26 protein-coding genes, 1 pseudogene and 1 other annotated feature are annotated in these 24,530 nt (G+C 26.7%); of the genes and pseudogenes, 2 read left to right on the top strand and 25 right to left on the bottom strand.

Annotated features, from left to right (window positions below):
• Positions 1-115 precede the first annotated feature (115 nt).
• The 6 genes from hemW to CKV72_RS08725 all read right to left on the bottom strand — a co-directional run bounded on the left by hemW (position 116) and on the right by CKV72_RS08725 (position 7,236).
• Positions 116-1,264 carry a radical SAM family heme chaperone HemW gene (hemW, locus tag CKV72_RS08700; RefSeq protein WP_095178062.1) on the bottom strand — a complete coding sequence of 383 codons (1,149 nt, stop codon included), beginning with the start codon at positions 1,262-1,264 and terminating at the stop codon, positions 116-118.
• Positions 1,265-1,333: 69 nt separating this feature from the next.
• Complete coding sequence (lepA, locus tag CKV72_RS08705) at positions 1,334-3,142, bottom strand: translation elongation factor 4 (RefSeq protein WP_095178063.1); 1,809 nt, start codon at positions 3,140-3,142, stop codon at positions 1,334-1,336.
• Between the two features lie 50 nt (positions 3,143-3,192).
• Complete coding sequence (locus CKV72_RS08710) at positions 3,193-3,591, bottom strand: hypothetical protein (protein WP_089863894.1); 399 nt, start codon at positions 3,589-3,591, stop codon at positions 3,193-3,195.
• Positions 3,592-3,651: 60 nt separating this feature from the next.
• Positions 3,652-4,704, bottom strand: a complete 1,053-nt coding sequence (locus tag CKV72_RS08715) for a stage II sporulation protein P (RefSeq protein WP_095178064.1) — start codon at positions 4,702-4,704, stop codon at positions 3,652-3,654.
• Between the two features lie 49 nt (positions 4,705-4,753).
• Positions 4,754-5,725, bottom strand: a complete 972-nt coding sequence (gpr, locus tag CKV72_RS08720) for a GPR endopeptidase (RefSeq protein WP_095178065.1) — start codon at positions 5,723-5,725, stop codon at positions 4,754-4,756.
• A gap of 164 nt (positions 5,726-5,889) precedes the next feature.
• Entirely contained in the window at positions 5,890-7,236 is a 1,347-nt protein-coding gene (locus CKV72_RS08725; protein ID WP_095178066.1) for a Na+/H+ antiporter NhaC family protein, read from the bottom strand.
• A gap of 253 nt (positions 7,237-7,489) precedes the next feature.
• Here CKV72_RS08725 and rpsT point away from each other — a divergent pair, with 253 nt between their 5' ends.
• Complete coding sequence (gene rpsT, locus CKV72_RS08730) at positions 7,490-7,747, top strand: 30S ribosomal protein S20 (protein ID WP_089863887.1); 258 nt, start codon at positions 7,490-7,492, stop codon at positions 7,745-7,747.
• A 52-nt stretch (positions 7,748-7,799) separates the two neighbouring features.
• Here the strand turns inward: rpsT and holA are convergent, their stop codons facing one another.
• From holA to CKV72_RS08760, 6 genes are all read right to left on the bottom strand, one after another.
• Positions 7,800-8,834, bottom strand: coding sequence for a DNA polymerase III subunit delta (gene holA / locus CKV72_RS08735; RefSeq protein WP_095178067.1), 1,035 nt, complete (start codon positions 8,832-8,834; stop codon positions 7,800-7,802).
• 20 nt (positions 8,835-8,854) lie between these two features.
• On the bottom strand, positions 8,855-9,199 hold the full coding sequence (locus CKV72_RS08740) for a hypothetical protein (protein ID WP_095178068.1): 345 nt from the start codon (positions 9,197-9,199) through the stop codon (positions 8,855-8,857).
• Positions 9,166-10,410: an FAD-dependent oxidoreductase gene (locus tag CKV72_RS08745; RefSeq protein WP_157726564.1), complete on the bottom strand. Its 1,245-nt coding sequence runs from the start codon at positions 10,408-10,410 to the stop codon at positions 9,166-9,168. The genes CKV72_RS08740 and CKV72_RS08745 overlap by 34 nt, the downstream gene beginning before the upstream one ends.
• A 113-nt stretch (positions 10,411-10,523) precedes the next feature.
• Positions 10,524-10,961, bottom strand: coding sequence for a MarR family winged helix-turn-helix transcriptional regulator (locus CKV72_RS08750; protein ID WP_095178070.1), 438 nt, complete (start codon positions 10,959-10,961; stop codon positions 10,524-10,526).
• A 138-nt stretch (positions 10,962-11,099) separates the two neighbouring features.
• Positions 11,100-11,489, bottom strand: coding sequence for a hypothetical protein (locus CKV72_RS08755; protein WP_095178071.1), 390 nt, complete (start codon positions 11,487-11,489; stop codon positions 11,100-11,102).
• Between the two features lie 287 nt (positions 11,490-11,776).
• Positions 11,777-12,352 (bottom strand): helix-hairpin-helix domain-containing protein, encoded by a 576-nt coding sequence (locus CKV72_RS08760; RefSeq protein ID WP_089863867.1) that lies wholly within the window; start codon positions 12,350-12,352, stop codon positions 11,777-11,779.
• 121 nt (positions 12,353-12,473) lie between these two features.
• Between CKV72_RS08760 and CKV72_RS08765 the strand changes: the two genes are divergently transcribed.
• Complete coding sequence (locus tag CKV72_RS08765; protein WP_242955722.1) at positions 12,474-13,712, top strand: D-alanyl-D-alanine carboxypeptidase family protein; 1,239 nt, start codon at positions 12,474-12,476, stop codon at positions 13,710-13,712.
• A gap of 70 nt (positions 13,713-13,782) precedes the next feature.
• Here the strand turns inward: CKV72_RS08765 and CKV72_RS08770 are convergent, their stop codons facing one another.
• From CKV72_RS08770 to CKV72_RS08830, 13 genes and pseudogenes are all read right to left on the bottom strand, one after another.
• Positions 13,783-14,679, bottom strand: a complete 897-nt coding sequence (locus CKV72_RS08770; protein WP_095178073.1) for an RluA family pseudouridine synthase — start codon at positions 14,677-14,679, stop codon at positions 13,783-13,785.
• Positions 14,680-14,700: 21 nt separating this feature from the next.
• On the bottom strand, positions 14,701-15,924 hold the full coding sequence (locus CKV72_RS08775; protein WP_089863861.1) for an LCP family protein: 1,224 nt from the start codon (positions 15,922-15,924) through the stop codon (positions 14,701-14,703).
• Positions 15,925-15,930: 6 nt separating this feature from the next.
• Positions 15,931-16,500, bottom strand: coding sequence for a bis(5'-nucleosyl)-tetraphosphatase (symmetrical) YqeK (gene yqeK / locus CKV72_RS08780; RefSeq protein ID WP_089863859.1), 570 nt, complete (start codon positions 16,498-16,500; stop codon positions 15,931-15,933).
• A 16-nt stretch (positions 16,501-16,516) separates the two neighbouring features.
• Positions 16,517-17,119 carry a nicotinate-nucleotide adenylyltransferase gene (gene nadD, locus CKV72_RS08785; RefSeq protein WP_095178074.1) on the bottom strand — a complete coding sequence of 201 codons (603 nt, stop codon included), beginning with the start codon at positions 17,117-17,119 and terminating at the stop codon, positions 16,517-16,519.
• Between the two features lie 19 nt (positions 17,120-17,138).
• Positions 17,139-17,432, bottom strand: a complete 294-nt coding sequence (gene yhbY, locus CKV72_RS08790) for a ribosome assembly RNA-binding protein YhbY (RefSeq protein WP_089863855.1) — start codon at positions 17,430-17,432, stop codon at positions 17,139-17,141.
• A 23-nt stretch (positions 17,433-17,455) separates the two neighbouring features.
• Positions 17,456-18,733, bottom strand: a complete 1,278-nt coding sequence (obgE, locus tag CKV72_RS08795) for a GTPase ObgE (protein ID WP_095178075.1) — start codon at positions 18,731-18,733, stop codon at positions 17,456-17,458.
• A gap of 18 nt (positions 18,734-18,751) precedes the next feature.
• Positions 18,752-19,294 (bottom strand): Spo0B domain-containing protein, encoded by a 543-nt coding sequence (locus CKV72_RS08800; RefSeq protein ID WP_095178076.1) that lies wholly within the window; start codon positions 19,292-19,294, stop codon positions 18,752-18,754.
• A gap of 63 nt (positions 19,295-19,357) precedes the next feature.
• Positions 19,358-19,663, bottom strand: coding sequence for a 50S ribosomal protein L27 (rpmA, locus tag CKV72_RS08805; RefSeq protein WP_095178077.1), 306 nt, complete (start codon positions 19,661-19,663; stop codon positions 19,358-19,360).
• 1 nt (position 19,664) lies between these two features.
• On the bottom strand, positions 19,665-19,994 hold the full coding sequence (locus CKV72_RS08810) for a ribosomal-processing cysteine protease Prp (RefSeq protein ID WP_089863849.1): 330 nt from the start codon (positions 19,992-19,994) through the stop codon (positions 19,665-19,667).
• Positions 19,995-19,996: 2 nt separating this feature from the next.
• Entirely contained in the window at positions 19,997-20,311 is a 315-nt protein-coding gene (gene rplU / locus CKV72_RS08815; RefSeq protein WP_089863847.1) for a 50S ribosomal protein L21, read from the bottom strand.
• Between the two features lie 10 nt (positions 20,312-20,321).
• Positions 20,322-20,395, bottom strand: a sequence feature (ribosomal protein L21 leader region).
• A gap of 43 nt (positions 20,396-20,438) precedes the next feature.
• Positions 20,439-21,865, bottom strand: a pseudogene (locus CKV72_RS08820) (Rne/Rng family ribonuclease).
• Positions 21,866-21,891: 26 nt separating this feature from the next.
• Positions 21,892-22,602, bottom strand: coding sequence for a TIGR03936 family radical SAM-associated protein (locus CKV72_RS08825; protein WP_095178078.1), 711 nt, complete (start codon positions 22,600-22,602; stop codon positions 21,892-21,894).
• Complete coding sequence (locus CKV72_RS08830) at positions 22,571-24,433, bottom strand: TIGR03960 family B12-binding radical SAM protein (RefSeq protein WP_095178079.1); 1,863 nt, start codon at positions 24,431-24,433, stop codon at positions 22,571-22,573. Before CKV72_RS08830 ends, CKV72_RS08825 begins: the two co-directional genes overlap by 32 nt.
• Positions 24,434-24,530 lie beyond the last annotated feature (97 nt).

The following is a 24,530-nucleotide window of genomic DNA, read 5'->3' on the forward strand; positions in this document are numbered from 1 at the left end:
ATATTTGTCAAATTACTATACACATTGTATTTTTATATAGTGATTATTTTTTTTAGTTTTTTTAGCTTTTATAACTTTTATCTCACTAATGCTCTATTTTTCTAACTGAAATGATTTAATCCAAAATAAAGTCGCACATTATACTATTAGATATCTCTATTCCTGTTGGAGATAAAAATATATTACCCTGATCTTCTATAATCAACCCATTATTTACATATTTCATTATTACGTCACCGTAAACTTCATATATGTTTTTATGGAATCTTTTATAAAATTCATCTATATTTACACCATTTATCTTTCTAAGACCCATAAACATAAACTCTTCCATATTATCTTTTATTAAATTTTTATAAATATTAATTTTTATTTCTTTATCTTCATTGATTAATTTTATATATTCTTCAATATTATAAACATTTGAATACCTATACCCATTTAAAAATGAATGTGCTGCTAAGCCACATCCAATATAATCTCCTAATTCCCAATAAGTTAAATTATGTATACATTCTTTATTTTCTTTAGCAAAATTTGATATTTCATATTGATGATATCCTTTATTTTGTAAAAACTCAATAGAGTATCTATACATGTCTCTTTCTATATCTTCATTAGGTAAATTCAACTGTCCTTTTTCATATAATTTATAAAAAGGAGTGCCTTCTTCTACTATAAGACTATAACAAGAAATATGTTCTGGATTAAGTTCTACTACTTTTTCTAATGTTTCTTTCCAATCCTCTAATTTTTGATCTGGAATTCCAAACATTAAATCTATATTTATGTTATCAAAACCTAATTTTCTTGCCAATTTATAACTATGTAAAAACTCTTCTACATTGTGTATTCTACCCAATTTATTAAGTAAATTATACTGCCATGCCTGCAACCCAAAGCTTATTCTATTTACTCCTAATTCTTTAAATAATTTTAATTTTTCCTCTGTTACTGTACCTGGGTTAGCTTCTATAGAAAATTCCACATCTCTACTTTTATCTAAACTTTCAATACTTTCTTTTAATACTTCCCAATATTTATTGGATACATAACTAGGAGTACCGCCTCCTATATATATACTTCTAAATTTTTTACTTTGGCATTCTTTTTTGATTTCCTTTGATAGTGCTTCTATGTACTGTTTCATAAAATTTTCCTTATTAGCATAAGATACAAAATCACAATATTTACATTTCTCTTTACAAAATGGAATATGTATATATAATCCTATTCCGTTATTATTATCATAACATTTTTTCATAAAATCACCTTATTTCTCTTTAACATAAAATATAAGGAAAATTGATATATCAATCTTCCTTACTAATTTCTAATCTTCTGTTTTCAATACAGACATAAATGCCTCTTGTGGTATTTCAACAGATCCTATCTGTCTCATTCTCTTTTTACCTTCTTTTTGTTTCTCTAAAAGTTTTTTCTTTCTAGATATGTCTCCACCATAACATTTAGCTAAAACGTCTTTTCTTAAAGCTCTTACAGTTTCCCTTGCTATTACTTTTGAACCTACCGCAGCTTGTATAGGCACTTCAAACATCTGTCTTGGTATAATTTCCTTTAACTTTTCAGCTATTTGTCTTCCTCTTGCATAAGCTCTTTCCTCAGGAACTATCATAGATAAAGCATCTACATTATCACCATTTAAAAGTATGTCTAATTTAACTAATTTAGATTGAGCATATCCCTTTAGCTCATAGTCTAAGGATGCATATCCCCTGCTCCTTGACTTTAACGCATCAAAAAAGTCATATATTATTTCATTTAAAGGTATGTCATAATTTAAAACTACTCTTGTAGTTTCTATATATTGCATATCTTTAAAAGTTCCTCTTCTATTTTGGCATAATTCCATAATAGGCCCAACAAAGTCTGAAGGTGTTATTATAGATGCATCTACTATAGGTTCCTCCATATAGGCTATTTCAGATTCTTCTGGTAAATTTGTAGGATTAGTAACATCTATAGTTTCTTTATTAGTCTTTGTAACTTTATATATAACTGAAGGTGCTGTAGTTATAATATCTAAATTAAATTCCCTTTCTATTCTCTCTTGAATAATATCCATATGAAGTAAACCTAAAAATCCACACCTAAAACCAAACCCTAGGGCTATAGATGTTTCTGGTTCAAAAGATAAGGCCGCATCATTTATTTGAAGTTTTTCTAAAGCTTCTTTTAATTCGCCATATTTAGCACCATCTACAGGGTATATACCACTAAATACCATGGGAATTGCTGGTCTATATCCTTCTAAAGGTTCTGTTGCTGGTCTTTTAGCTTCTGTTATTGTATCTCCTACCCTTGCATCTCTTACATTTTTAATAGATGCAGTAATATATCCAACATCTCCTGCTTTTAATTCATCTATTTTCATGTATTCAGGTACAAATACTCCTGTTTCAATTACCTCGTACTTCCTACCTGTTGCCATTAGTTTTATTTCTGTACCTGGTTTTATCTTACCCTCTTTAACTCTTATGTAACATACAACTCCTTTATATGTATCATAGTAAGAATCAAATATTAAAGCTTTTAAAGGTTCCTCTTCATCACCTGTAGGATGTGGAATTTTTTCAACTACCGCTTCCAATACATCTTTTATATTTAATCCTGTTTTTGCTGATATTAATGGTGCGTCTGAAGTATCTATTCCTATAACATCTTCTATTTCTTTTTTTACTTCTTCTGGTCTTGCACTAGGCAAATCTATTTTGTTTATAACTGGAACAATCTCTAAATCATGTTCTAATGCTAAATAACAATTAGCTAAAGTTTGTGCTTGTATTCCTTGAGTTGCATCTACTACTAATATAGCTCCTTCACATGCTGCTAAACTTCTAGATACTTCATAGTTAAAATCCACATGCCCTGGTGTATCTATAAGATTTAGTATGTATTCTTCTCCGTTATCCCTTTTATAAATCAATCTAGCTGCTTGTGACTTTATTGTTATACCTCTTTCTTTTTCAAGTTCCATTGTATCAAGGGTTTGTTCATCCATTTCTCTTTGAGTAAGGGTTCCTGTTTCTTCTAATAATCTATCTGCAAGAGTTGATTTACCATGATCTATATGAGCAATTATTGAAAAATTTCTTACACGCTTTTGTTTTTCACTTGTCATCCATTCTACCTCCATCGTTTCAATGATTCAGATTAAATTATATCATAAAATTAAGGGAGGATGTCAATACATTGCAATGAATAATTAATAATGAACAATGAATAACTATTGTTCATTAAACGTAAGGCTTTGTTTATTTTTAAAACATTATTATTAAAAACCAATATTATTTCTTTATTTATATTATTTATTTTTTCACTTTCTTTTATTTTATCAACTATAGTTGAATTTATAATTTTTTCTTTTGTATTTACAACTATTTCTTTATTTAATTGAAAAGTATATTTAGCTAATTCAATTTTTATGTCCAAAGGATTTTTATTCATATAAACTTTAAAAACAGAATTTTTCTTTATGAAATTAGATGTAGCATTACTTACTTGAAAAAAGCCTAAAACTATTATTATAAAAAATATTGATAATATAAAAATTACTTTTCTATCTTTCATAAGAAAACACCTCTCTACAGTATCACTACTATAAAGGGTGTCCTTTTAATAAATAATTATTCATTTCCCATTTATGTATTCTCCAATAATTCTAGCTAAATATTTTGCTGAATTTCTAGCTTCTTGTAATTTATTGCTATTAGCACCTACTTCTATTAATATGGAATTATTACTTTTATTTTGATGAAAATACCTTGTCCCATATTCATAGAAATGATGTCCTCTATAAAAACCAGGGAAAAGTTTATTTGAAATTTCTGATAATGTACTTGCTACCTTAAAATTTTCTTCATAGTGAGGATTTTTTTTGGCTAAAACAAACATTATTTTTGCAACATTCTCTCCATTTATAGTAGTTGTAACAGGCTTGGGATTATCTAAACCATCTCTGTGTATATCTATTATGAGTTTAAAATCACCATATTTTTTTAAATATTTATCTACTGTAACCCCTGATCTTTCATAACTCATTGCATATGCATTAGCATCATGAACTGTTTTATCATGTATTACAGATATTCCATAATTATCTTCTAACTCCTTTGTTAAGACATCTCCTACAGAACATACTGTTTTATTCAAATCCAAAGAAAAATTTCCCTCTGGCTTATAACTTTCTGTAGAATGGGTATGATAAATAAAAACCTCTGGTTTACTTTTATTTAATTTCTTTTTCAATTTTGGATTATGAATTTTTTTATCTATTTCTTTTTTTTCTTGTTCTTCTTTCAAAACATATTTTTCATCTAACTGAAAGGGATTAAGTTTATAATTTTCTTCATTATAATAAACTTCACTTGTATCAATAAAAGCCATTTCTTTCCCTATAATTGTTAATGGTTCTTCTAATTTTATACTAAATAATTTTAATAATTCTCTTTTTATATTAAAAGAATTCTCCGCTAAATTTTCCTCATCAAATACAGTAGCTTTTGCTAAAGGTATACTTTTATTTAGCACTTGAATATAAAACATATTATTCTTTTCGCTATATTTATTAGGATTCGCTTTTACCACTACAGGTAAAATAATGAATAGTGTTGATATTAAAAATAGTATATATAATTTTTTTATATTTTTACCCCTTTTTTTTAGAACATATTTAGATTTCATATCACACCTCCTCCATATAAAATTATATGAGAAGATTGTGATTATATTCTTAATTTAAATAGCTATTTATATCTTCTAAATCTAACGCTGGTTGTAATGCTATATTTATTCCAGTAGAAATTATCTTTGAAATAGAATCCATTAAAGTATCAACATCTTTAGGTGTAACCATTAATTCTCCTACATATGGAGTTAAAACTTCTTTTATCATTTTTTCCTTTTCATCTCTATTTAAAGATTTTAACATATTATAGAAATTTTTATCTTTATCAGCTACTTTTATCATTTCATCAATAACCATGTCTATAGTGTCATTAGCCACAGTTGCTGCATCTACTACAGTAGGTACTCCTATTGCAATTACAGGTACTCCTAAAGTTTTTTCATTCAATTCCATTCTTCTATTTCCAACACCTGCTCCTGGTGATATACCTGTATTCCCTATTTGTATAGTTCTATTAACTCTCTCAAGTCTTCTTGATGCTAAAGCATCTATACATATAATTATATCTGGACTTATCTTTTGAGATACTGCTTTTATTATCTCCGCTGTTTCTATTCCTGTAATCCCTAATACACCTGGAGATATTCCACACACTGGCCTTATTCCTTCATCTATTTCATTGGGAATATACTGTTTTAAGTGTCTAGTTATCATAATATTTTCAACTACTTTAGGTCCAAGAGAATCCGGTGTTATATTCCAATTACCTAATCCTACAACTAAAGCTGTCATACTTTCATCAACTTTTAATAGAGGTATTAAAGTATTTGCTAGAATTTTACTTATATGTTCCTTATATTTTGTATCGTACTCATTTACATTTGGTATATCTAAAGTTATATAGTTTCCTATGGCTTTATTCATAGCTTTTTCGCCTTGTTCATTTAATACATTTACTTCTGTAATTTTTACTCTTCCCTTTCTATATTCTTTTAATTCTACTCCTGGAATCTCTCCAGTATTTTTTTCTTCATATATTTCTTTAGCTTCCACAGCTAAATCTGTTCTCACACTCATTTTACATTACATCCTTTCTATGATTTTAAACATAGTTTTTCCGCATAATTATAATTATATTCCTTTTTATAAATTTTTATATTATATGCTAAAACACAAACAAATTTCTAATCTTCAAAAGTAGTTTTTATACTCTCTCTCCAAAAAAGATGTAAGTATTAGAGTTAAACTGGATAGTTATTAGATAAATTCACTTTGTTTTTTTCTAAAATTTTAAGAAATATAATATTGCATATTGGAATAAGATATAAATAAAAAGCATACGGAATAAATCCTATTCTACTTACCTCCATTGTGGTAGTTGGAACAAAAGCAGCAATATTCCATGGAATAAGTGCTGATAAAACAATTGCTGTATTTTCTAAGTCAATAGCTAATTCATATTTGTCAATGTTTTTATCTTCATAACTTTTTTTCATAAGTTGTGTTGTTAAAACAACTGCTATAGATTGATTAGAACCAAAAGCTCCAGTAAAAATACTCACAATAATTGTATAAATAAAAAGTTTATAACGTGTCTTTGCTTTCATCAATACATTTTCAATGTTTTTCAGCATATTAGTTCCTTCAAATATACCCGCTAAAGAACAAGATATAAATACAACTAGAGAGGCTTTTAACATGGATATAATTCCTCCACCTTTTAATATGCCTTGCAATGGGCTAACTGACTTTAAATTAAAGCCCAATAGTATATATTTTAGAATTTCTGTAATTTTATATTTTTGCATTATTAAAGCTATTAATGAAGCTACTATAATGCTTACAAACATTGATATTTTAACATTTACTTTTAAGATAGAAAATATCAAAATTATTGCTGCAGGTAATAAAACAACCCAATTAATTTTAAAAACTTCTATTATCTCAACATCTATTCTACTTCCCATAAAATTTAAAGGTTGTTTTAATGAAAGGATAAAATATAAAATTATTGATAAAATAAATGGAATTATTGAAGTCTTAAACATACCTGATATATTTTTATAAAGATTTGTACCTGTCAAATTTGAAACTAAATTTGCACTAGATGACATTGGTGAACATCTATCTCCAAAATACGCTCCTGCTATGATAGCCCCTGCTGCCATATTTATGTTTACGTTACCACTTTTGGCCATAAGAATTAAAGCTATACCCACTGTGCTAACTGTTCCCAAGGATGTGCCTAACAAAAAAGATACTGTAGAACTTATTATAAATGTATATAATATAAAAAAATTTGGATTCATATACTTGATTCCATAATATATAATTCCTGGTACTGTACCTGATGCCATCCATATCCCAGTAATAGCTCCTATTAAAATAAATATTTTTAAAACAACAAATGCTTTCTTACCACCATTATATGACATTTTAATAATATCCATTGGTTTAAAGCCTTTTTTCCAAGCAATATATGAAAATATAAAAAATCCTACTAACAATGGATATGCTACAAATATTCCTTTGTAAACAGATAAAGTTAATAAGCAAAACGTAAATAACAGACTAAATATTATTATCATATTTTACACCTCATCTCTAAACTTCTCTCTTCTATTTTATCATTATTTTCCATATCACTCTAATAAAATTATAAATTTTATTGAGAAATATAAAAATCTATAAATTAATTCTCATTTTAGTTATAATCTAAATAAATTTTCACTTGAAGTCCTTTATAATAAATGATATAATAACCTTTGTTAATAAATTGAGATTTGTATGCAGATTTCCCAAACTGCTTATACCCTTAATAAAATGCAAGGTGGTGAAGAAATGGCAAATATAAAATCAGCTAAAAAAAGAATTAAAGTTATTGAAGCAAAAACTGCTCAAAATAAAATGATAAAATCAGCATTAAAAACTGATATTAAAAAATTCTTAACTTTTGTTGCAGAAGGAAACATGGAAGAAGCTAAAGTTCAACTTCAAAAATGCATAAAAGCTCTAGATATGGCAGCTTCAAAGGGAGTACTACATAAAAACAAAGCTGCTAGAACTAAATCTAGATTATCAGCAAAATTAAATGCTTAATCTAATAAAATAAAGACTAACCAATTGGTTAGTCTTTATTTTATTATTATAATTACATAGCTATAGTTTGGATTATCAACATTTCCATCTCCACTTTTTTATTAGTAGAAGTGCTTTTTAATATTTTTTCCGTTTCTAAACATTTATTTATAGCATTTTTAATTTGAGTTTCTGTAAACTTTTTACTCTGCCCTACTAATTTTGTACATATAAAATTAGGTAATCTAATTATTCTACTAATTTGTTCTATGGTTTTACCTTCCTTTACATATTGAGAAACCTGATATATTAAATTAAACTGTCTCTCTATCATATACAATATATTAAAAACATTCTCACCTATGTGTAGCAATTCATTAAACCTATCTATGGCTTCTTTTACTCTTTTATCTCCTATTTTATCCACAAGGACAAATATATCCTCTTCCTCTTTTGGAGGAAACATATCTCCTATATCCTGTTTTGTAATCTCTCGTCCTAATGTATAACAGCAGAGCTTCTCCACTTCCTTTTCTATTATTCCCATATTATTAGGAAGATTAGAGCAAAATAATTTTAATTCCACAACACCAATTTTTTTATTTTTTTCTTCAAATAGTTCTTTAACTTTTTTTTCTAGATCTCTTCCCTTTAAATCTTTAATTTCTATAATGTCGCATTTTTTACTTAGTTTTAAAACTTTATTTTCTACCCTCTCTCTTTTTTCTTTAAATACATAGTATAATATTAAAATTGTACTTTCAGGTATATTTTCTATGTAGTTTTTAAAATTTAAATACACTCCTTCATTTTTTTTATTTTTCCCTAAAAAATTAGCTCTATATACTAACACAATTTTTTTATCGGACATAAAAGGAAGGGTTTCACAGGCATTTATAACTTCATCAAATTCCTCTAAATTATTTCCATCAAACTTTGCAAAATTTAAGTCAATAAAATCTTTATTAATTAATTTTTCTTTTATTAATTTATTTTCTATAAGTCTTATATTTTCTTTAATCATATCTTCATCTGAACTATAAAATATATAACAATTTTTAATATCATTTTTTTTTATTTCTTCTCTATATGTTCTTAAATCAATCATTTAAATCACCTATTCTGATTTTATCTTATTTTAAATATCTTTCCAAATACAATTCTGTATTCCTTATAATCATTACTTTTCATACAAATTATATCATAACTATCATAATTATTTATATTTTGTTGAAAGTATTCTTTATAATAGTTAATAGATTTTAACTTATTTTCTTTTATATAGACAGGAATATATTGATTATAATTTTGAATAACTTTATCTATATTAAAATTATCTTTTATCTCCAGTACATACTTTCCATTTTCTATATCATAATCACAATACATTATACTTTTATCTTTGTATTTTATAATAGTTGCATTTATTTTTTCATTTTTTAATATATATATTTTAGGGAAAATAGTATACATTCTCCTATAGCATATACATTTGGTATATTTGTTTCCATTTTTTCATTTACTTTAATTCCTCTTTTATTTTGGTTTAATTCTATTCCCAGTTCTTCTATACCCATATTTTCCATATACGGCTGTCTTCCTACAGACATTAATACCTTATCACAGAATATAAACTTTTCTTCATTTTTATTTGTAAATTTAACTATACATCCTTCATTTTCATCTTCCAAAATTTCCTCTACCTTTGAGCTAGTATAAAATCTTATTCCTTTTTCCTTTCCTATCTCTGTTATTTCTTTAATAACATCTTCATCAAGCATTGACAAAATATTGTCAAAATATTCCACAACAGATACTTCTACTCCTATATTAGCATATATAAAAGCAAATTCCATACCTATAACGCCGCCACCTATTATAGCAATTTTTTTCGGTAGCTCTTTTAAATCTAATGCCTCTTCACTAGTTATAACTTGTTTTAAATCACATCCTTTTATAGGTAATATACTTGGTTTAGAACCAGATGCAATTACTATATTTTTAGCTTTTACTAGAGAGTCTTTTGTCTCTATGGTATTTTTATCTACTAATTTACCATCTCCTGAAATAAGCTTTATATTGTGCTTTTCTATTAAATAATGAATTCCTCCTACAAGTTTATCTACAATATTGTCTTTTCTTGATACTACCTTTTTAATATCTATAGAAGGATTTTGTAAACTTATTCCATATTCTTCTGAATTTTTTATATTACTATATACTTCTGAGGATCTAACAAAAGCTTTAGTTGGTATACATCCTCTATTTAAACAAGTTCCTCCAACTTTATCTTTTTCTATAAGTACAACTTTGGCACCAAGTTTAGCTGCTTGAATAGCTGCAACATATCCTCCAGGTCCCGCCCCTAATATAGCTATATCGCATTCTAATTCAGATTTATTAACATTATTATCTTTGTCTATAGCACTTTCTTTCACACTTATTTCTTCTGTTTCTATCTTTAATAGAGTATCGCCTATTTTTACAATAGCTCCCTCTTCTATTTCTATGCTATTTATTTTTCCTTCTTCTTTTGCTTTTAAAGGTATATTACCTTTTTTGCCCTCTATTTCTATTAGAGTTTCTCCCGCTTTTATATTATCTCCTATACTTTTATGTACTTTACCTACTTTTCCTTCTTTACTACCTGAGGATAATTTTTCTAATTTTATTTCTTTTATCATATAAACTCTCCTTTTCATGTGTATTTATTTTTAAAAAACCATTGCCATACTAACTATTAGTATAGCAATGGTTTTTTAAAAATTCAAGATATCTTGGATTTTTTATCTCCTAATTATTTATTTGTCTCTTCTATTAAATTTATACTCATTTTTTTTAGAACTTTTTTAAATATTTCTATTTCTTCATCACTGATACCTTTAGATACTAATTTACTCATTTTCTCTCCCTCAGGTAGAAGCTTTTCTCTAAGTTTTTTCCCTTTGTCAGTAATATATAGATCCACTCTTCGTTTATCTTCTTGGCTTCTTTTTCTTAAAACATATTCTTCTCTTTCCATTCTATCTATTAACCTAGCTACTGAAGATGCCTTTATGCCCATTTTCTCTGCAAGTTCACACTGACTAATGGTCTCTCCTTCTCCTAAATAATAAAGAGCTATCCATTGAACTCTAGTTATTCCTACTAAATTTAATCTGTCATTAAAGCATTCTGCTATCTCTTTTGCAACATTATTTGTTATAAATCCTAAGCATGTATCTAAATCAAACAAATTAACCCCTCCATATTTACTAAACTACATTTGCCTAATAGTTATATTATATCATCATTTTTTAATTAACATAACTTATTAAGCAATTTAATTATCGTGAATATAGAAGAGTTTCAATACATTTAATTTTTTAATATTTTATAGGCATATAGATTCAAGTTCTTTAATTTTGACCACATCAGTTATTCTAGATATATTAGGCTTAAAATAAACTTTATTCTTACCTTTTTCTGGATAATTTATATCGTAATACTTTAGTAATACATTTATCCTTCCTAATATATTTTCTAAGTCAAAATCTTTTATACCCTCCTTTTTAAAACTTATGGCAGCAACAAGAACTAACAATTTTAATTTGTTAGTTTTATATTTTTCATATATATCTTTATTCATAGGAATTATAGAGATATTTTTTATGCATATAAGCTCCTCAGCAAAGTCCATTTTTAGTGCCTTTTCTATATAGTCTTTATTTTGCGAAAATTCATTATAAAGCATTACACCTTTCCCTTGGCATAATTTAACCATAAAGCTATCCCCCTATACTATAAATATGATAATAAAATAACATAACGCGCTAAAAAAGCGTATATTTAAATTTATACGACACTCACCTAATATAATACTATTTTAATTTTCATTATTTGTAAAGGTTTGTAATATATAAAAAGTCTTAAATTACTTCATTTTATCGTTAATTTACTATATATACATCAAGTTCCTTTGATTTTTAATAAATATTGTTCACTGACCTCTCCCATTTATTGTATAATTATATATTATTTATTAATTTATGTCAATAATCAATGCTCTTCTTATCTTATATCTAATTTATCTTTTATTTTTTCAAAAGTTTTTTCTCCTATTCTATCTATATTTTTTATATCTTCTATAGAATTAAATCCGTTATTTTCTTCTCTATAGTTTATAATTTTTTCTGCTGTAACATCCCCAATACCAGGGATAGATTTTAATTCTTCTTTACTTGCTTTATTTAAATTTATTTTAGAATCTTTATCTTTACCTTTTAATACAGTTCCGTCTTCCATTGTATCTAATTTATCTACATATATATAATCCTCGTCTTTTAACCTTTTAGCAAGATTTAATCTTTCTCTATTTGCTTTTTCAGTAAAACCACCTGATATTTTTATTAAATCTTCTGTTCTACTATCTTCTTTCAAGTTATAAACTCCAGGTTTTTTAACTTCTCCATTTACATATACTGTTATAGTTTCTTTACTACTTTTTTCATCTGTAACTTCTTCTTCAAAAACGTCATTTATTGCTACATCATCTCTTTTATCCTTTATAAAATAACCTGTAAATAAAAATATAGCTAATATAGATAAAAAAATTATAGATCCTACAATTTTTCTAGAATTTTTCAATAATATATTACCTCCTTAGAAAACTATGTTATTCCATATTATTGACAAATATATAAATAATTATCGCATTATAATTATTTTTTTGATATAATTATTTTTAATGGTAATAAGGAGGATAATAATGAAAAAAAACACACTAGTATTTTTTATATTTTTCCTTAATTTTATTTTTATTAACTGTACTACAATTAATGCTAAAACCTTAAAGCCACCTTCTGTATCTGCTGATGGCGCTATCTTAATGGATGCACAAACCGGTAAAATATTATATGGAAAAAATATTAATAGCCCATACCCTCCTGCTTCTACAACAAAAATAATGACAGCTCTACTTACTTTAGAAAATTGTAATTTAGATGATGAAGTAGTAGTTGGTAAAAAACCTCCTTTAGCTGATGGAAGTAAAATATTTATTTTTGAAGGAGAAAAGCTAAAGGTAAAAGATCTACTATATGCTCTGCTTTTAGAATCAGCTAATGATACTGCTGAAGCTTTAGCTGAACACATTAGTGGTTCTATAGAAGACTTTGCTAAATTAATGAATAAAAGAGCTAAGGAACTTGGTTGTACTAACACGAACTTTGTTAATCCCAGTGGACTTTACCATGACAAGCACAGAACTACTGCTCAAGATCTAGCTTTAATCATGAGAGAAGTTTCTAAATATGAAGATTATAGAAAAATTTCTAATACCATTACATATAAAATAAAGCCCACTAATAAAAGTAAAGAAGAAAGACCTTTGTGGAATAAAAATAAGTTAGTTCAACAAAATTCTCAGTACTATTTCCAAGGTTGTAATGGAGGTAAAACTGGCTATACTACTCAATCACAACATTCCTATGTAGTAAGTGCAAATAGAAATAATTTTAAACTTATAGCAGTTTTATTACATGATAGCAAGAAAACGTTTTTTGAAGATTCTGTAAATCTATTAAACTATGGATTTAATAACTTTGAATTGGTGAAAATGTACTCTAGGGGTGATATCGTAACAAAATATAGTAAAGAAGATTTAAATTTAAACTTAATTGCTTGTAATGATTTTTATTATGTAAAAGAAAAAAATAATAATTCAAAGGCCACTTTAAATTTAGGAAATAAAAATTTAAATTCAGTTGATTTTCATAAAGGAGATGTTATTTTAAATGCTGAAATTCTCTTAGATAATAATAATCTTGGTACATTAAATCTTTCTAGCGATTGTGATCATCAAGTTTCTTCTTTTGGGATAAACTCGGGTAATAAATTAATTTTGTTTACTATTTTTATAGTTTCATTTTTAATTCTCATGATATTTATAATTAAAATCAAAAAAAAATTAAAAAAGAAAAAACAATATCGTAAATATTTTTATTAAATTAATAAAAGGAAATGTATATTAAATTTTAAAATCTAACATACATTTCCTTTTATTTAAAATAATATTTTTAACTTTCATTTAAAACTTCTATTAGCTCTTTAATATCATGTGGAATATCACAGGATAATTCTAGTAACTTACCTGTTCTTGGATGTGGAAAAACTAATTTATAAGCATGTAGCGCCTGTCTCTCTATATGCATTTTATCCTTTTCTTCACCATACAAACTATCACCTATAATAGGATGACCTAAATGTCCTACATGAACTCTTATTTGATGTGTTCTACCTGTTTCAAGTAAAAGTTCTATTAACGAAGCATCTTTAAATTCCTCTATTACTTTATAGTGGGTGATACTTCTTTGTCCTTTAGGATCTACCACTCTCTTTAAACTTGAATCATCTGGCCTATATATAGGCAAATCTATGGTACCTTCTTTTTCTTTTAAAATTCCATGAATAACAGCTAAATAAAATTTTTTAAAACTATCTTTATTCATATCTCTAGCCAATGCCATATGTGAAAATTGATTCTTAGCAATTATTATAAGACCAGATGTATCACGATCTAATCTACTAACTAGCCTCACTATACAAATTTCACCTTTTTCTTGGAAATAATACAATATTCCATTGGATAAAGTTCCTTTAGGATGACTTTTAGTAGGATGAACTACCACACCTGGTTTTTTATTTACTACTAAAATATCTTCATCTTCATAAACTATATCCAACTCCATTTTTTCTGGTTCTATATTTTGAGTTTCATCCTTATGAAGATCTATCTCTATTTTATCTCCCTTGTTTAATTTATATCTCAAATTAATACTATTTCCATTTACCTTTATTCTTCCATCTCTTGCAGACTTTCTTATAAATCTTCCTGAAATATTTAAAGTATACTTTAAATATTCTTTTATATTACACTGTTCTTCTTTGTCATAATTATATTGTAGCTTACTTATAACTAGTCACTCCTTATGAAACTATTTTTTAAAGTCTTCTCCTATAATTATCTTTATAAACTTTCCATTATCCGCCAAACTAGAATTCTCAATATTATTTATCTTTAAGTCCTTTGAAATACTTTTTAAAGTCTTTTTATCTAATCCATTATATATTATTTTTGACTCTTTAGATTTTTTAGTATTACCTACAGATACATTAAAAAATCCTTTTTCCTTCATTTTATTTCCTATAGTAGCTGCTAATCCATTTATATTTGTTCCATTTAATATTTCAACTTTTGTATCATCTTTATTGGTATCATATGAGTCTTCATTAGTTTCTCCTCTAAATACATTTACAATGTCTTTGCTTGCATTTTCATCATATATGAAGTATGATATCTTTCCTATGTATTTTGCTTCCCCTTTTAAGGTTCTTATTTGAATATCCGATTTTTCAACTTTTAAAAAGTTATATGCATATTTAACCATATCATTTGGTTCCATATTAGTTTCCACATATTTAGGTAAAGTAGATAACATAACAGGTAATCTAGCTATAACAGAAGGACTTTTTATTTTCTCAATAAATTTTTCAATAAATAAATGTTGATTTTTTATTCTTCCTAAATCTCCCTCCGCAAGTCCTGTACCATCATTATTTTTTCTCCATCTAAAAAATTCTTCAGCCTTCTTACCATCTAAATGAGCTATTTCTCCCTTTTTAAAGTTTATATGTAAATTTTGAGATGCATCATCATAATACATATTTTGAGCTATTTCCATATCTATTCCACCAACACTGTCTATCAATTTTCTAAAACCTTCAAAGTTTAATTTTGCATAATAGTTTATATTGACCTTTAAAAGGTTTTCTACAGAATCTATTAAACCATTAACCCCACCAATAGCATGAGCATTATTTATTTTTTGCCAATTATTATGTATAACAACTCTTGTATCCCTCGGAATAGAAACTATATTAATTTTTTTATTTTTAGGATTATAATTCATTAAAATTATGGTATCTGTTCTCTTAGGTTCATTTACACTTTCTATACCACCAATATCTACACCCATAATTAATATATTAATAGGTTCTCCACTTTTGCTAGCTACTGGAGGTGTTTTGCCTGCCTTACCTTCACTAAAACTTAAAAGATAAAAATAAAAAAAGCTAGCCATTGTAGCAATTAGTAGAAGAAGTATAAGAAATATGCCTTTGCCCTTATTCTTTTTCCTTCTTTTTTTAATCTTTTTCAAATTAAATCACCTACTGTTTTTTAATAAAAAGTTTCTTCCCTTTATAGTATCTAAATGTAAAATTTCATCTTTTTCAATTACATATTTTATGGTTATATTAAAAGAATTTATCAATGCTTCATCTATATTATGAAATGATAAATCCCTTATTTTTTCAACTCCATCATACTTCCTACCAGGTTCTATATAATCAGATAGATATATTATTTTTTCCAACATACTCATATTTTCTCTACCTGTAGTATGATAACGCACAGCATTTAATATTTCTTTATCTTCAATTCCCATTAAATTTTTAGCTATTAATGCGCCTGCTAACCCATGTAGTAATTGTATATTTTTTTCACATTCATTATTTATATCATACCCATATTTTTTTACTATATTTATTAGTTCTTCATTTTTTTTATTTTTTGCACAATCGTGAACTAAGGCTGCTATTTTAGTTTTTTCGATATCTACATTGTAAAACTTAGCCATTTTTATAGCTGTATCTCTTACTCTCAAACTATGTAAAAATCTATGTTCTTTTAAATTTTTATTTAAATAATCTTCTATTTTCTCTTCACTCCACACACCTATTCCCCCTGCTTTATCTATAAAGTTTATATTTATTTATTATAAAATATGTTTTTTTAGGTAATAAATTTGCAACTTCTTGTTTATTTTTTATTTTTTCTCTAATTTCTGTAGAAGATATATCTAAAAGAGGTATATCTAAAAATATTATATTTTTTTTAAATCTTTCTTCAACCCGACTTTTTTTAAATAGGATGGACTTTACTGAATACCCAGATCTATTAAAAATAACTAGTTTAGCTTTCTCCATTATGCTACGAACATTCTTCCAATTATGTATATCCATTAAACAATCTGCCCCTGCAATAAAATATAATTCTGTATTAGGACAGTATTTGTTAAAGTATTCTATAGTTTCATATGTATAACTCTTTCCCTTCTTTTTTACCTCATAATCACTTATCTCAAATTTTTCCTCTTGCTCTATAGCATATTTAACCATATCATATCTAATATTTTTATCTGTTATAAACTCTTTATGTTTATGAGGTGGATTTCCAGAAGGTACAAATATTATCTTATCTAACTTTAATCTATCTAAAGCCTTATAGGCTATATGGAGGTGACCATTATGAATTGGATCAAAGGTTCCTCCAAATATAGCTTTTCTATTCATATAGTACTCAATACTCCTTTTAAGGTAATTCTAATTTTTTAGCCTTTTTTTGAGATTTTCTATACAGAACAAGTTTATTTCCTATAACTTGAACTCCCTCACATCTTAATTCATCACATAATAATTCACAAGCTTCTCTAGCTGTAAATTCACTATTATTTAATACTTTTATCTTAATAAGTTCCCTTGCTTCTAATGCTGAATCCACTTGTTTTAAAAAATTTTCTTCTATTCCTAGTTTTCCTATTTGAAATATTGGATCCATATTATGAGCTAAAGATCTTAAGTAGCTTCTTTGTTTACTCGTTAGCATATTCTCCTCCTATTTAATTTTTATTATATTACAAATTCAAATTCAAAGTCATTCAATCTTACCATATCACCATCTTTTATACCTTTTTTGATGAGTTCATCTATAACCCCTTTATTTTTCAATACTACATAGAAATATCTTAATCCATCCGGTTCATTTACATTTACACTTCCTAATAGTCTATCTACAAAACTTCCTTCTACCACAAAAGTTCCGTCATCATCTCTAGTAATTTCATAAGTGAATCTTTTTTCTTCTGGTATAAATAAGTCTTCTCTTTTTATTTCCATTTGCTGTACAGGTATTGTGGATAAAGTTCTTGAGACTTCTGCCATTAATTCTTTTATTCCTTCTCCAGTAGCTGCAGATATTTTAAATATTTTATAATCACCTAGTTTTTGTATCTTTTCTTTAAATTCCTCAAACTTTTTATTTTCTCCATCTAAATCACTTTTATTAGCTGCAACAATTTGAGGTCTATCCCATAATTTAACACTGTAATTTTTAAGTTCTTCATTTATTTTTAGAAAATCATTATAGGGATCTCTTCCTTCTATTCCGGATATATCTACTACATGAATAAGTACTCTAGTTCTCTCAATATGTCTTAAGAAATCTAGTCCTAAGCCTACTCCTTCTGAAGCTCCTTCAATTATCCCTGGAATATCTGCTATAACAAAAGGTTCCAATCCCTTAATAGCTACTACTCCTAAATTAGGTTTTAGAGTAGTAAAATGATAATTTGCAATCTTGGGTTTTGCATTTGAAACTGTAGAAAGTATTGTAGACTTTCCTACATTTGGGAAACCAACTAACCCTACATCTGCTAAAAGCTTTAATTCTAAAATTATTTCTCTTTCTTCTCCTGGCATACCTGGTTCCGCAAAATTAGGTGACTGCCTTGTAGAAGTAGCAAATCTTGCATTACCTCTTCCACCTTTTCCACCTTTTACTACTATTAATTTATCTCCTTCTTTTGCTAAATCAGCCATTATCTTTCCGGTAGAAGCTTCTTTTACAACGGTTCCCATGGGAACTTTTATATAAAGATCTTCTGCATCTTTTCCATAACTCCTTGATTTTGAACCATTCTCTCCAGGCTCAGCTTTGTATTTTCTTTTATAAGAAAAATCTAAAAGTGTAGTCATATCTGGATCTGATACTAAAACAATATCTCCACCTTTACCACCATCCCCTCCATCGGGTCCTCCTAAAGGTACATATTTTTCTCTTCTAAAAGATACTGCTCCATTTCCACCATCGCCTGATTTTACATATATCTTAGCCTTATCTATAAACAACTTTTCTTCACCTCTTTTTCACTTTTTCTCAAAAATTATTCTATAGCCTATCTCACCGTTATCTTTATACCTATAAATATAGAATTTTTCAATATCTACTTGGATATTATTCCACTCTTCTATCCAATCCAATTCATCTTTAACTTCTTCATTATTAGATATTAATAAACTTTTTCCTAATTCATCTTCAAACAAATATACATATATTTTCTCTGAATTCTTTTTTAATTCATTAAATATATTATTTACTAAATGTCTTTTTTTATAAAAATCTTTTTCAAAATAAATGTCATTAAAGGACGATATCTCTAATTCTATATCTAATAATATACCATATTTATTCATAGTTTTTATATTGTTTTCTAAAATATATCCTAAAAATTTATCTCCTAGATTATATATATTACTTATATTTTCATTTTCTTTGCTAATTTTCTTTAAATACCTTAATGCCTCTTCATATTTATTAATTTGCATATATCCATATAAAACTTGGATATCATTCATAAAATCATGTCTTTGATTTCTTAGGCTGTCTATAAATAACCCCATATCTTTCATTTACTTCACCCTTTTAAGATTTAATTTTAAAAAAGCACCCTTAAAAAGGGTGCTTTTTTTATTTTATTCTGCTGCAATTACTTCCTCTACATCTATAGGATAAACTGAAGCTCTCTTTTTATTCTTTCCAACTCTTTCGTATCTTACTACTCCATCTGCTTTAGCAAATAAAGTGTCATCTCCACCTCTACCTACGTTTTGACCTGGATGAATTTTAGTTCCTCTTTGTCTTACCAATATATTTCCTGCTAAAACAAATTGACCATCTGCACATTTAACACCTAGTCTTTTAGCTTCACTATCTCTTCCGTTCTTTGAGCTACCTACTCCTTTTTTTGTAGCAAATAACTGAAGGTTCATTAGTAACATATTACTCCACCTCCTCTATTTTGACGTTTATATATTCACTGTAATTTCTCTCTATGCTTTTCAAACCAAGAACCATAGTTTCCATTAACATTTGGCACTTTTTTATATGTTCTAAACTATTATTTTCCAAATCTAAATTTAAAAAACCATCCTCCATATGAATAGAAGAGTTTACTTTTGCAATTTCAGTTATTCCATTAGCTATAGTTATTGATATTGCTGATACAGCACAACAAACTAAATCATAGCCTTCTTCTACTGAATTTGCGTGTCCTTTAATGTTAAAAGAAATTATATTACCACATTTTTTTTTAAAGATTGCTATAATCATAATTATGCATTAATCTTTTCTATTTGAAGTTTTGTATATGGTTGTCTGTGTCCTTGTTTCTTTCTGTAATGTTTCTTAGGTTTGTATTTAAATACAACAACCTTTTTAGCTTTTCCCTGCTTTAAAACTTTAGCAGTTACTTTAGCTCCTTCAACTACAGGTTTTCCAACTACAAACTCACCATTGTCTTTATTTACTGCAAGTACATTTTCAAGTTCTATAGTTGAATCAACTTCTCCATCTAGTTTTTCAACAAATATTACATCGCCTTCTGCAACTTTATATTGCTTTCCTCCTGTAACTACAACTGCGTACACTAAAAACACCTCCTCTATCCAGACTCGCCATTAAGGTACATAAAATTATGTTTTTAACCTTTTCTGTGCGGCTTACAAATGCCATTTTAACACATAAGGTACCCTTTGTAAAGATTTTTTTACTTTGCTACACTTTATAAGATTTTAATTTTTCTATTTGACTTTTAAATACTAAATATTCAACCTTAAATACCTCATCTGTATTTGAAAATTTAAGATATATATTTTTATCAATTGCTCCAATTTTTTTAATAAACTCATTTAAATTTTCTTTTACTTCTTTTTCATATATTTTATTCAATTCTATGTATACATGGTTCATAGAATCATCTTTCTGAATTTCATTTTTTATTAGAAATTCTACATAAGACATTTTTATTCTTCTTCCTTTACCATTGCAAATTTTACAAGGTTCATCTATGTATTCATACAAAACTTTTCCCATTCTTCTTCTTGTTATTTGAACAAGATTTAACTCTGTAAATGGGTATACCACTACTTTAGATTTATCTTCACTAAAGCCATTTCTTAATATTTTTAGTATTTCTTTCTTTTTGTCCTCTTCTTGCATATCTATAAAATCTATTAATATTATTCCACTTAAATTCCTAAGCTTTATTTGATTTATAATTTCCATAGCAGCTTGCTTATTTGTTATAAAAGCAGTATCTTTTATAGATATATTTTTAGTATTTTTTCCCGAATTTATGTCTATTACATACATAGCTTCAGTTTTATCAATTACTATATATCCACCACATTTTAAAGAAACTTTACTTTTTCTTAATTTTAGTATTTCATTTTCTATACCATAGTAATCTAATAATTCTCTTTTCTCTTTATGAAGTATTAGTTCTACATTTATATCTTCTAAATTGTCAATATATTTTTTATATATTCATAATCATTACTATTATTAATATATATTTTTGTATTTTCATATCCTAATTTGTCCCTTAGAATTTTACCTAATATTCCATTTCCCTTCATTAATAAACCTATTTTAGGTGAGTAGGTCATTTTATTTTTTACCTCTAAATATTTTTTATATATATTATTTATTTCATCATTTAGAGTTTCTATTGGTACATCTTCACTTTTAGTTCTTATCATCAACCCTACATCATCTGGTTTATTTATATTATTTTTTACATACTCTATAAAATTATCATCACTTATTTTTTTAGAAAATTTCAATTTATTATCTAAAACATTTAGAACACAATATCTACCTGGTATAGATACTGCATTAGTTACTTTAGCTCCTTTTTTATCTAATGGTTCTTTTAGAACTTGAACCATTAATTCTTCACCTTTTTTTATGTTTAAATTTCTAAACTTTTTATCTAAATACATATAACAATTAGTCTTATACCCTATATCGATAAAAGCACATTTAATTCCTGGAACTATATTTTTAACAATTCCTCTATATATCTCACCAGGTAAAGGTTCAAAGGTTTCTTCTTCTATATAACATTCTTTTAACTCATCATTTTTCTTTATAGCTATTCTAAAAATATTATCCTGTCGTTCTATAAATATTTCATTCAATTTCAACACCCCTTATACAGGATATTTTATTTTAAAAAATCATATAATGGAATATATTTATCTCCTTTAATTCCATAAAGTTCTTGCCTCTTTATATCTATAAAAGCATCTAAATCACAATTACTAGTATTGTTTTTAATATACTGTGAAAATAAGTCTGCAGATAAGTTTTCTCTACTTCCACAACTCAAAACGCAATCTATATAAAGATTCTTTTCATCTATAGTATAACTTATTTCTTTAACTAATGGTTTTATATCCGCTTCATTTTCTCCCCTTTTAGTCTTTTTTATAGTATTCCAATTTTTTAAATTTATTAATATTTTTAATTCTTCTTCTAAGCTTTCTGTATTATTATATCTCATTTTTATTTTATATCTTGCTGCATCAATAGCTGCCATAGATTTAGGAGTCTTTTTTTTCCCTTCTTTGTCTTCTATTTTTATTACTTCTAAAAACTCTATATTTCTAGTGGTACTTTTATTTAATCTATTTTTAATTGTATTTGTATCCACATCTTCTGTTAATTCAATATCCATATATTCACCTTCTGAATATATCCCTACTGATAACGGTTGGGCTATAGACATAGTCATATGAGGATTAAATCCTTTAGAATATTCTATTGGAATGGCTGATCTTTTTATAATTCTTTGTAATGTTTTCATAAGATCTAAATGTGATATAAACTTTATACTACTTCCTTTAGTGAATTTTATTAAGTATCGAACCTTCAAAGCAATTACCTCCTAAGTTTTTATTTACTCCACAGTTAGTACAACCTTGCCTGCAATCTTTTGTTACTTCTGCTCTCTTAGCTCTTTCATTTTCTTCTATTAAATAAGATTTATTCACACCTATATCAATAAAATCCCAAGGTAATAATTCACTATACTCTCTATTTCTATAAGCATAAAATTCTGGATCTATACCACACTCTTCAAAAGCCTCCATCCAAGCATCATAATTAAAATATTCTGACCATCCGTCAAACTTACATCCTTTTTCAAAAGCTCTTATAAGCACATCACATACTCTTCTATCTGCCCTTGCAAATATTGCTTCTAAAAAGCTTACTTTGGATGCATGATAAGTAAAATGTATTGCTCTACTTTTAAATTCATCTTTTAATGCATATATTTTTTCTTTTACATCTTCTTCTCTATCTTGAGCTACCCATTGAAAAGGAGTAAATGGTTTAGGTACAAATATGGATGCACTTACATTAACCCTTAGTCCTTTTTTTCTTTTATCTTTTGGAACTTTATAATACTCATCAACTACTTTTTCAGAAGTATGTGCAATTCCTTTTACATCTTCAACAGTTTCATATGGCAATCCTAACATATAATATAATTTTATAGTGGACCAACCGGATTCAAAAGCACTTCTTACGGTTCTTATTAAATCCTCTTCAGTTACACCCTTATTTATAACATCTCTCATTTTTTGTGTTCCTGCTTCTGGTGCAAAAGTAAGTCCTGTCTTTCTAACCTTTTGTATTTCATTTATTAATTCTACAAAAAATGAATCTATTCTAAGGGATGGAAGTGATACTCCTACCTTTTCGTCCATATACTTTTCTATTAATGTTTTTATTAAATTGTCTACATCTGAATAATCGCAAATACTTAAAGATGTTAAGGATATCTCATTATAACCTGTAGATTTTAATAACTGATCTGCTAATTCTATTAATTTATCTTTTCCTTTTTCCCTTACTGGTCTATATATCATGCCAGCTTGACAAAATCTACATCCTCTAGTACAACCTCTAAAAGTTTCTAAAGTAATTCTATCATGAACTATTTCTGTATAAGGAACTGTTAGCTTATCTGGGTAATCTACTTGATTTAAATCTTTTATTATTCTCTTTTTTACTTTTTTAGGTACATCTTCATAAATAGGTTTGAAATCTTTTAATGTCCCATCCTGATTATATGAAGCCTCGTAAAGAGAGGGCACATATATCCCTTCTATTTTTGAAATAGCTCTTAAATATTCACTTTTTCTTTTTCCCTGTTTTTTAAACTCTTTATACAAATCTAAGTATTCATTAGTTACTTCTTCACCTTCACCTAATACAAAAAAATCTACTATTTTATATAAAGGTTCAGGATTGTATGCACAAGGTCCTCCGCAAACTATTAAAGGATCCTCTTCTCTTCTCTTTTCATATGTTAAAGGTATATTGCTCATGTTTAACATGTTTAAAATATTAGTGTAACTCATTTCATATTGTAGAGTAAATCCTACAAAATCAAATTTGCTTAGAGAATCCTTTGTTTCCAATGTGAAAAGTGGAATATTATTATTCCTTAATTCCTTTTCCATATCTGGCCAAGGTGCAAAGGCCCTTTCACAATAGGTATCTTCTCTTTTGTTCATTGTATAGTATAGTATTTTCATTCCTAAATGAGACATTCCAACTTCATATACATCTGGAAAACAAAATGCAAATCTTATATCTACTTTTTCTTTATCTTTTATGTAGGAATTAAATTCTTCTCCTATATATCTTCCTGGTTTCTCAACTTTGTAAAGTATATCATCTAAATTAAAGTTCATTAAATAAATTTCCTCCTCCTAGGTTTTCATTCCTATATTTTATCACATATTTAAATCAATGGACAATTACAATGAATAATGAATAATGAATAATAAA

It is taken from the genome of Clostridium cochlearium (genome assembly GCF_900187165.1).
GTDB classification, from domain to species: domain Bacteria; phylum Bacillota; class Clostridia; order Clostridiales; family Clostridiaceae; genus Clostridium_G; species Clostridium_G cochlearium.

Coding starts and splice junctions, on each gene's coding strand:
- rpmA (WP_095178077.1), bottom strand. CDS start 19,663: ATGTTACTAATGAACCTTCAGTTATTTGCTACAAAAAAAGGAGTAGGT.
- yhbY (WP_089863855.1), bottom strand. CDS start 17,432: ATGCTAACGAGTAAACAAAGAAGCTACTTAAGATCTTTAGCTCATAAT.
- holA (WP_095178067.1), bottom strand. CDS start 8,834: ATGATTGATTTAAGAACATATAGAGAAGAAATAAAAAAAAATGATATT.
- gpr (WP_095178065.1), bottom strand. CDS start 5,725: ATGAGTGTGAGAACAGATTTAGCTGTGGAAGCTAAAGAAATATATGAA.
- CKV72_RS08745 (WP_157726564.1), bottom strand. CDS start 10,410: ATGATAAAAGAAATAAAATTAGAAAAATTATCCTCAGGTAGTAAAGAA.
- CKV72_RS08800 (WP_095178076.1), bottom strand. CDS start 19,294: ATGAAAGATATGGGGTTATTTATAGACAGCCTAAGAAATCAAAGACAT.
- nadD (WP_095178074.1), bottom strand. CDS start 17,119: ATGAATAGAAAAGCTATATTTGGAGGAACCTTTGATCCAATTCATAAT.
- CKV72_RS08715 (WP_095178064.1), bottom strand. CDS start 4,704: ATGAAATCTAAATATGTTCTAAAAAAAAGGGGTAAAAATATAAAAAAA.
- lepA (WP_095178063.1), bottom strand. CDS start 3,142: ATGACAAGTGAAAAACAAAAGCGTGTAAGAAATTTTTCAATAATTGCT.
- CKV72_RS08755 (WP_095178071.1), bottom strand. CDS start 11,489: ATGGTTAAATTATGCCAAGGGAAAGGTGTAATGCTTTATAATGAATTT.
- hemW (WP_095178062.1), bottom strand. CDS start 1,264: ATGAAAAAATGTTATGATAATAATAACGGAATAGGATTATATATACAT.
- CKV72_RS08765 (WP_242955722.1), top strand. CDS start 12,474: ATGAAAAAAAACACACTAGTATTTTTTATATTTTTCCTTAATTTTATT.
- rpsT (WP_089863887.1), top strand. CDS start 7,490: ATGGCAAATATAAAATCAGCTAAAAAAAGAATTAAAGTTATTGAAGCA.
- CKV72_RS08725 (WP_095178066.1), bottom strand. CDS start 7,236: ATGATAATAATATTTAGTCTGTTATTTACGTTTTGCTTATTAACTTTA.
- CKV72_RS08740 (WP_095178068.1), bottom strand. CDS start 9,199: ATGTATACTATTTTCCCTAAAATATATATATTAAAAAATGAAAAAATA.
- CKV72_RS08810 (WP_089863849.1), bottom strand. CDS start 19,994: ATGATTATAGCAATCTTTAAAAAAAAATGTGGTAATATAATTTCTTTT.
- CKV72_RS08830 (WP_095178079.1), bottom strand. CDS start 24,433: ATGAACTTTAATTTAGATGATATACTTTACAAAGTTGAGAAACCAGGA.
- CKV72_RS08710 (WP_089863894.1), bottom strand. CDS start 3,591: ATGAAAGATAGAAAAGTAATTTTTATATTATCAATATTTTTTATAATA.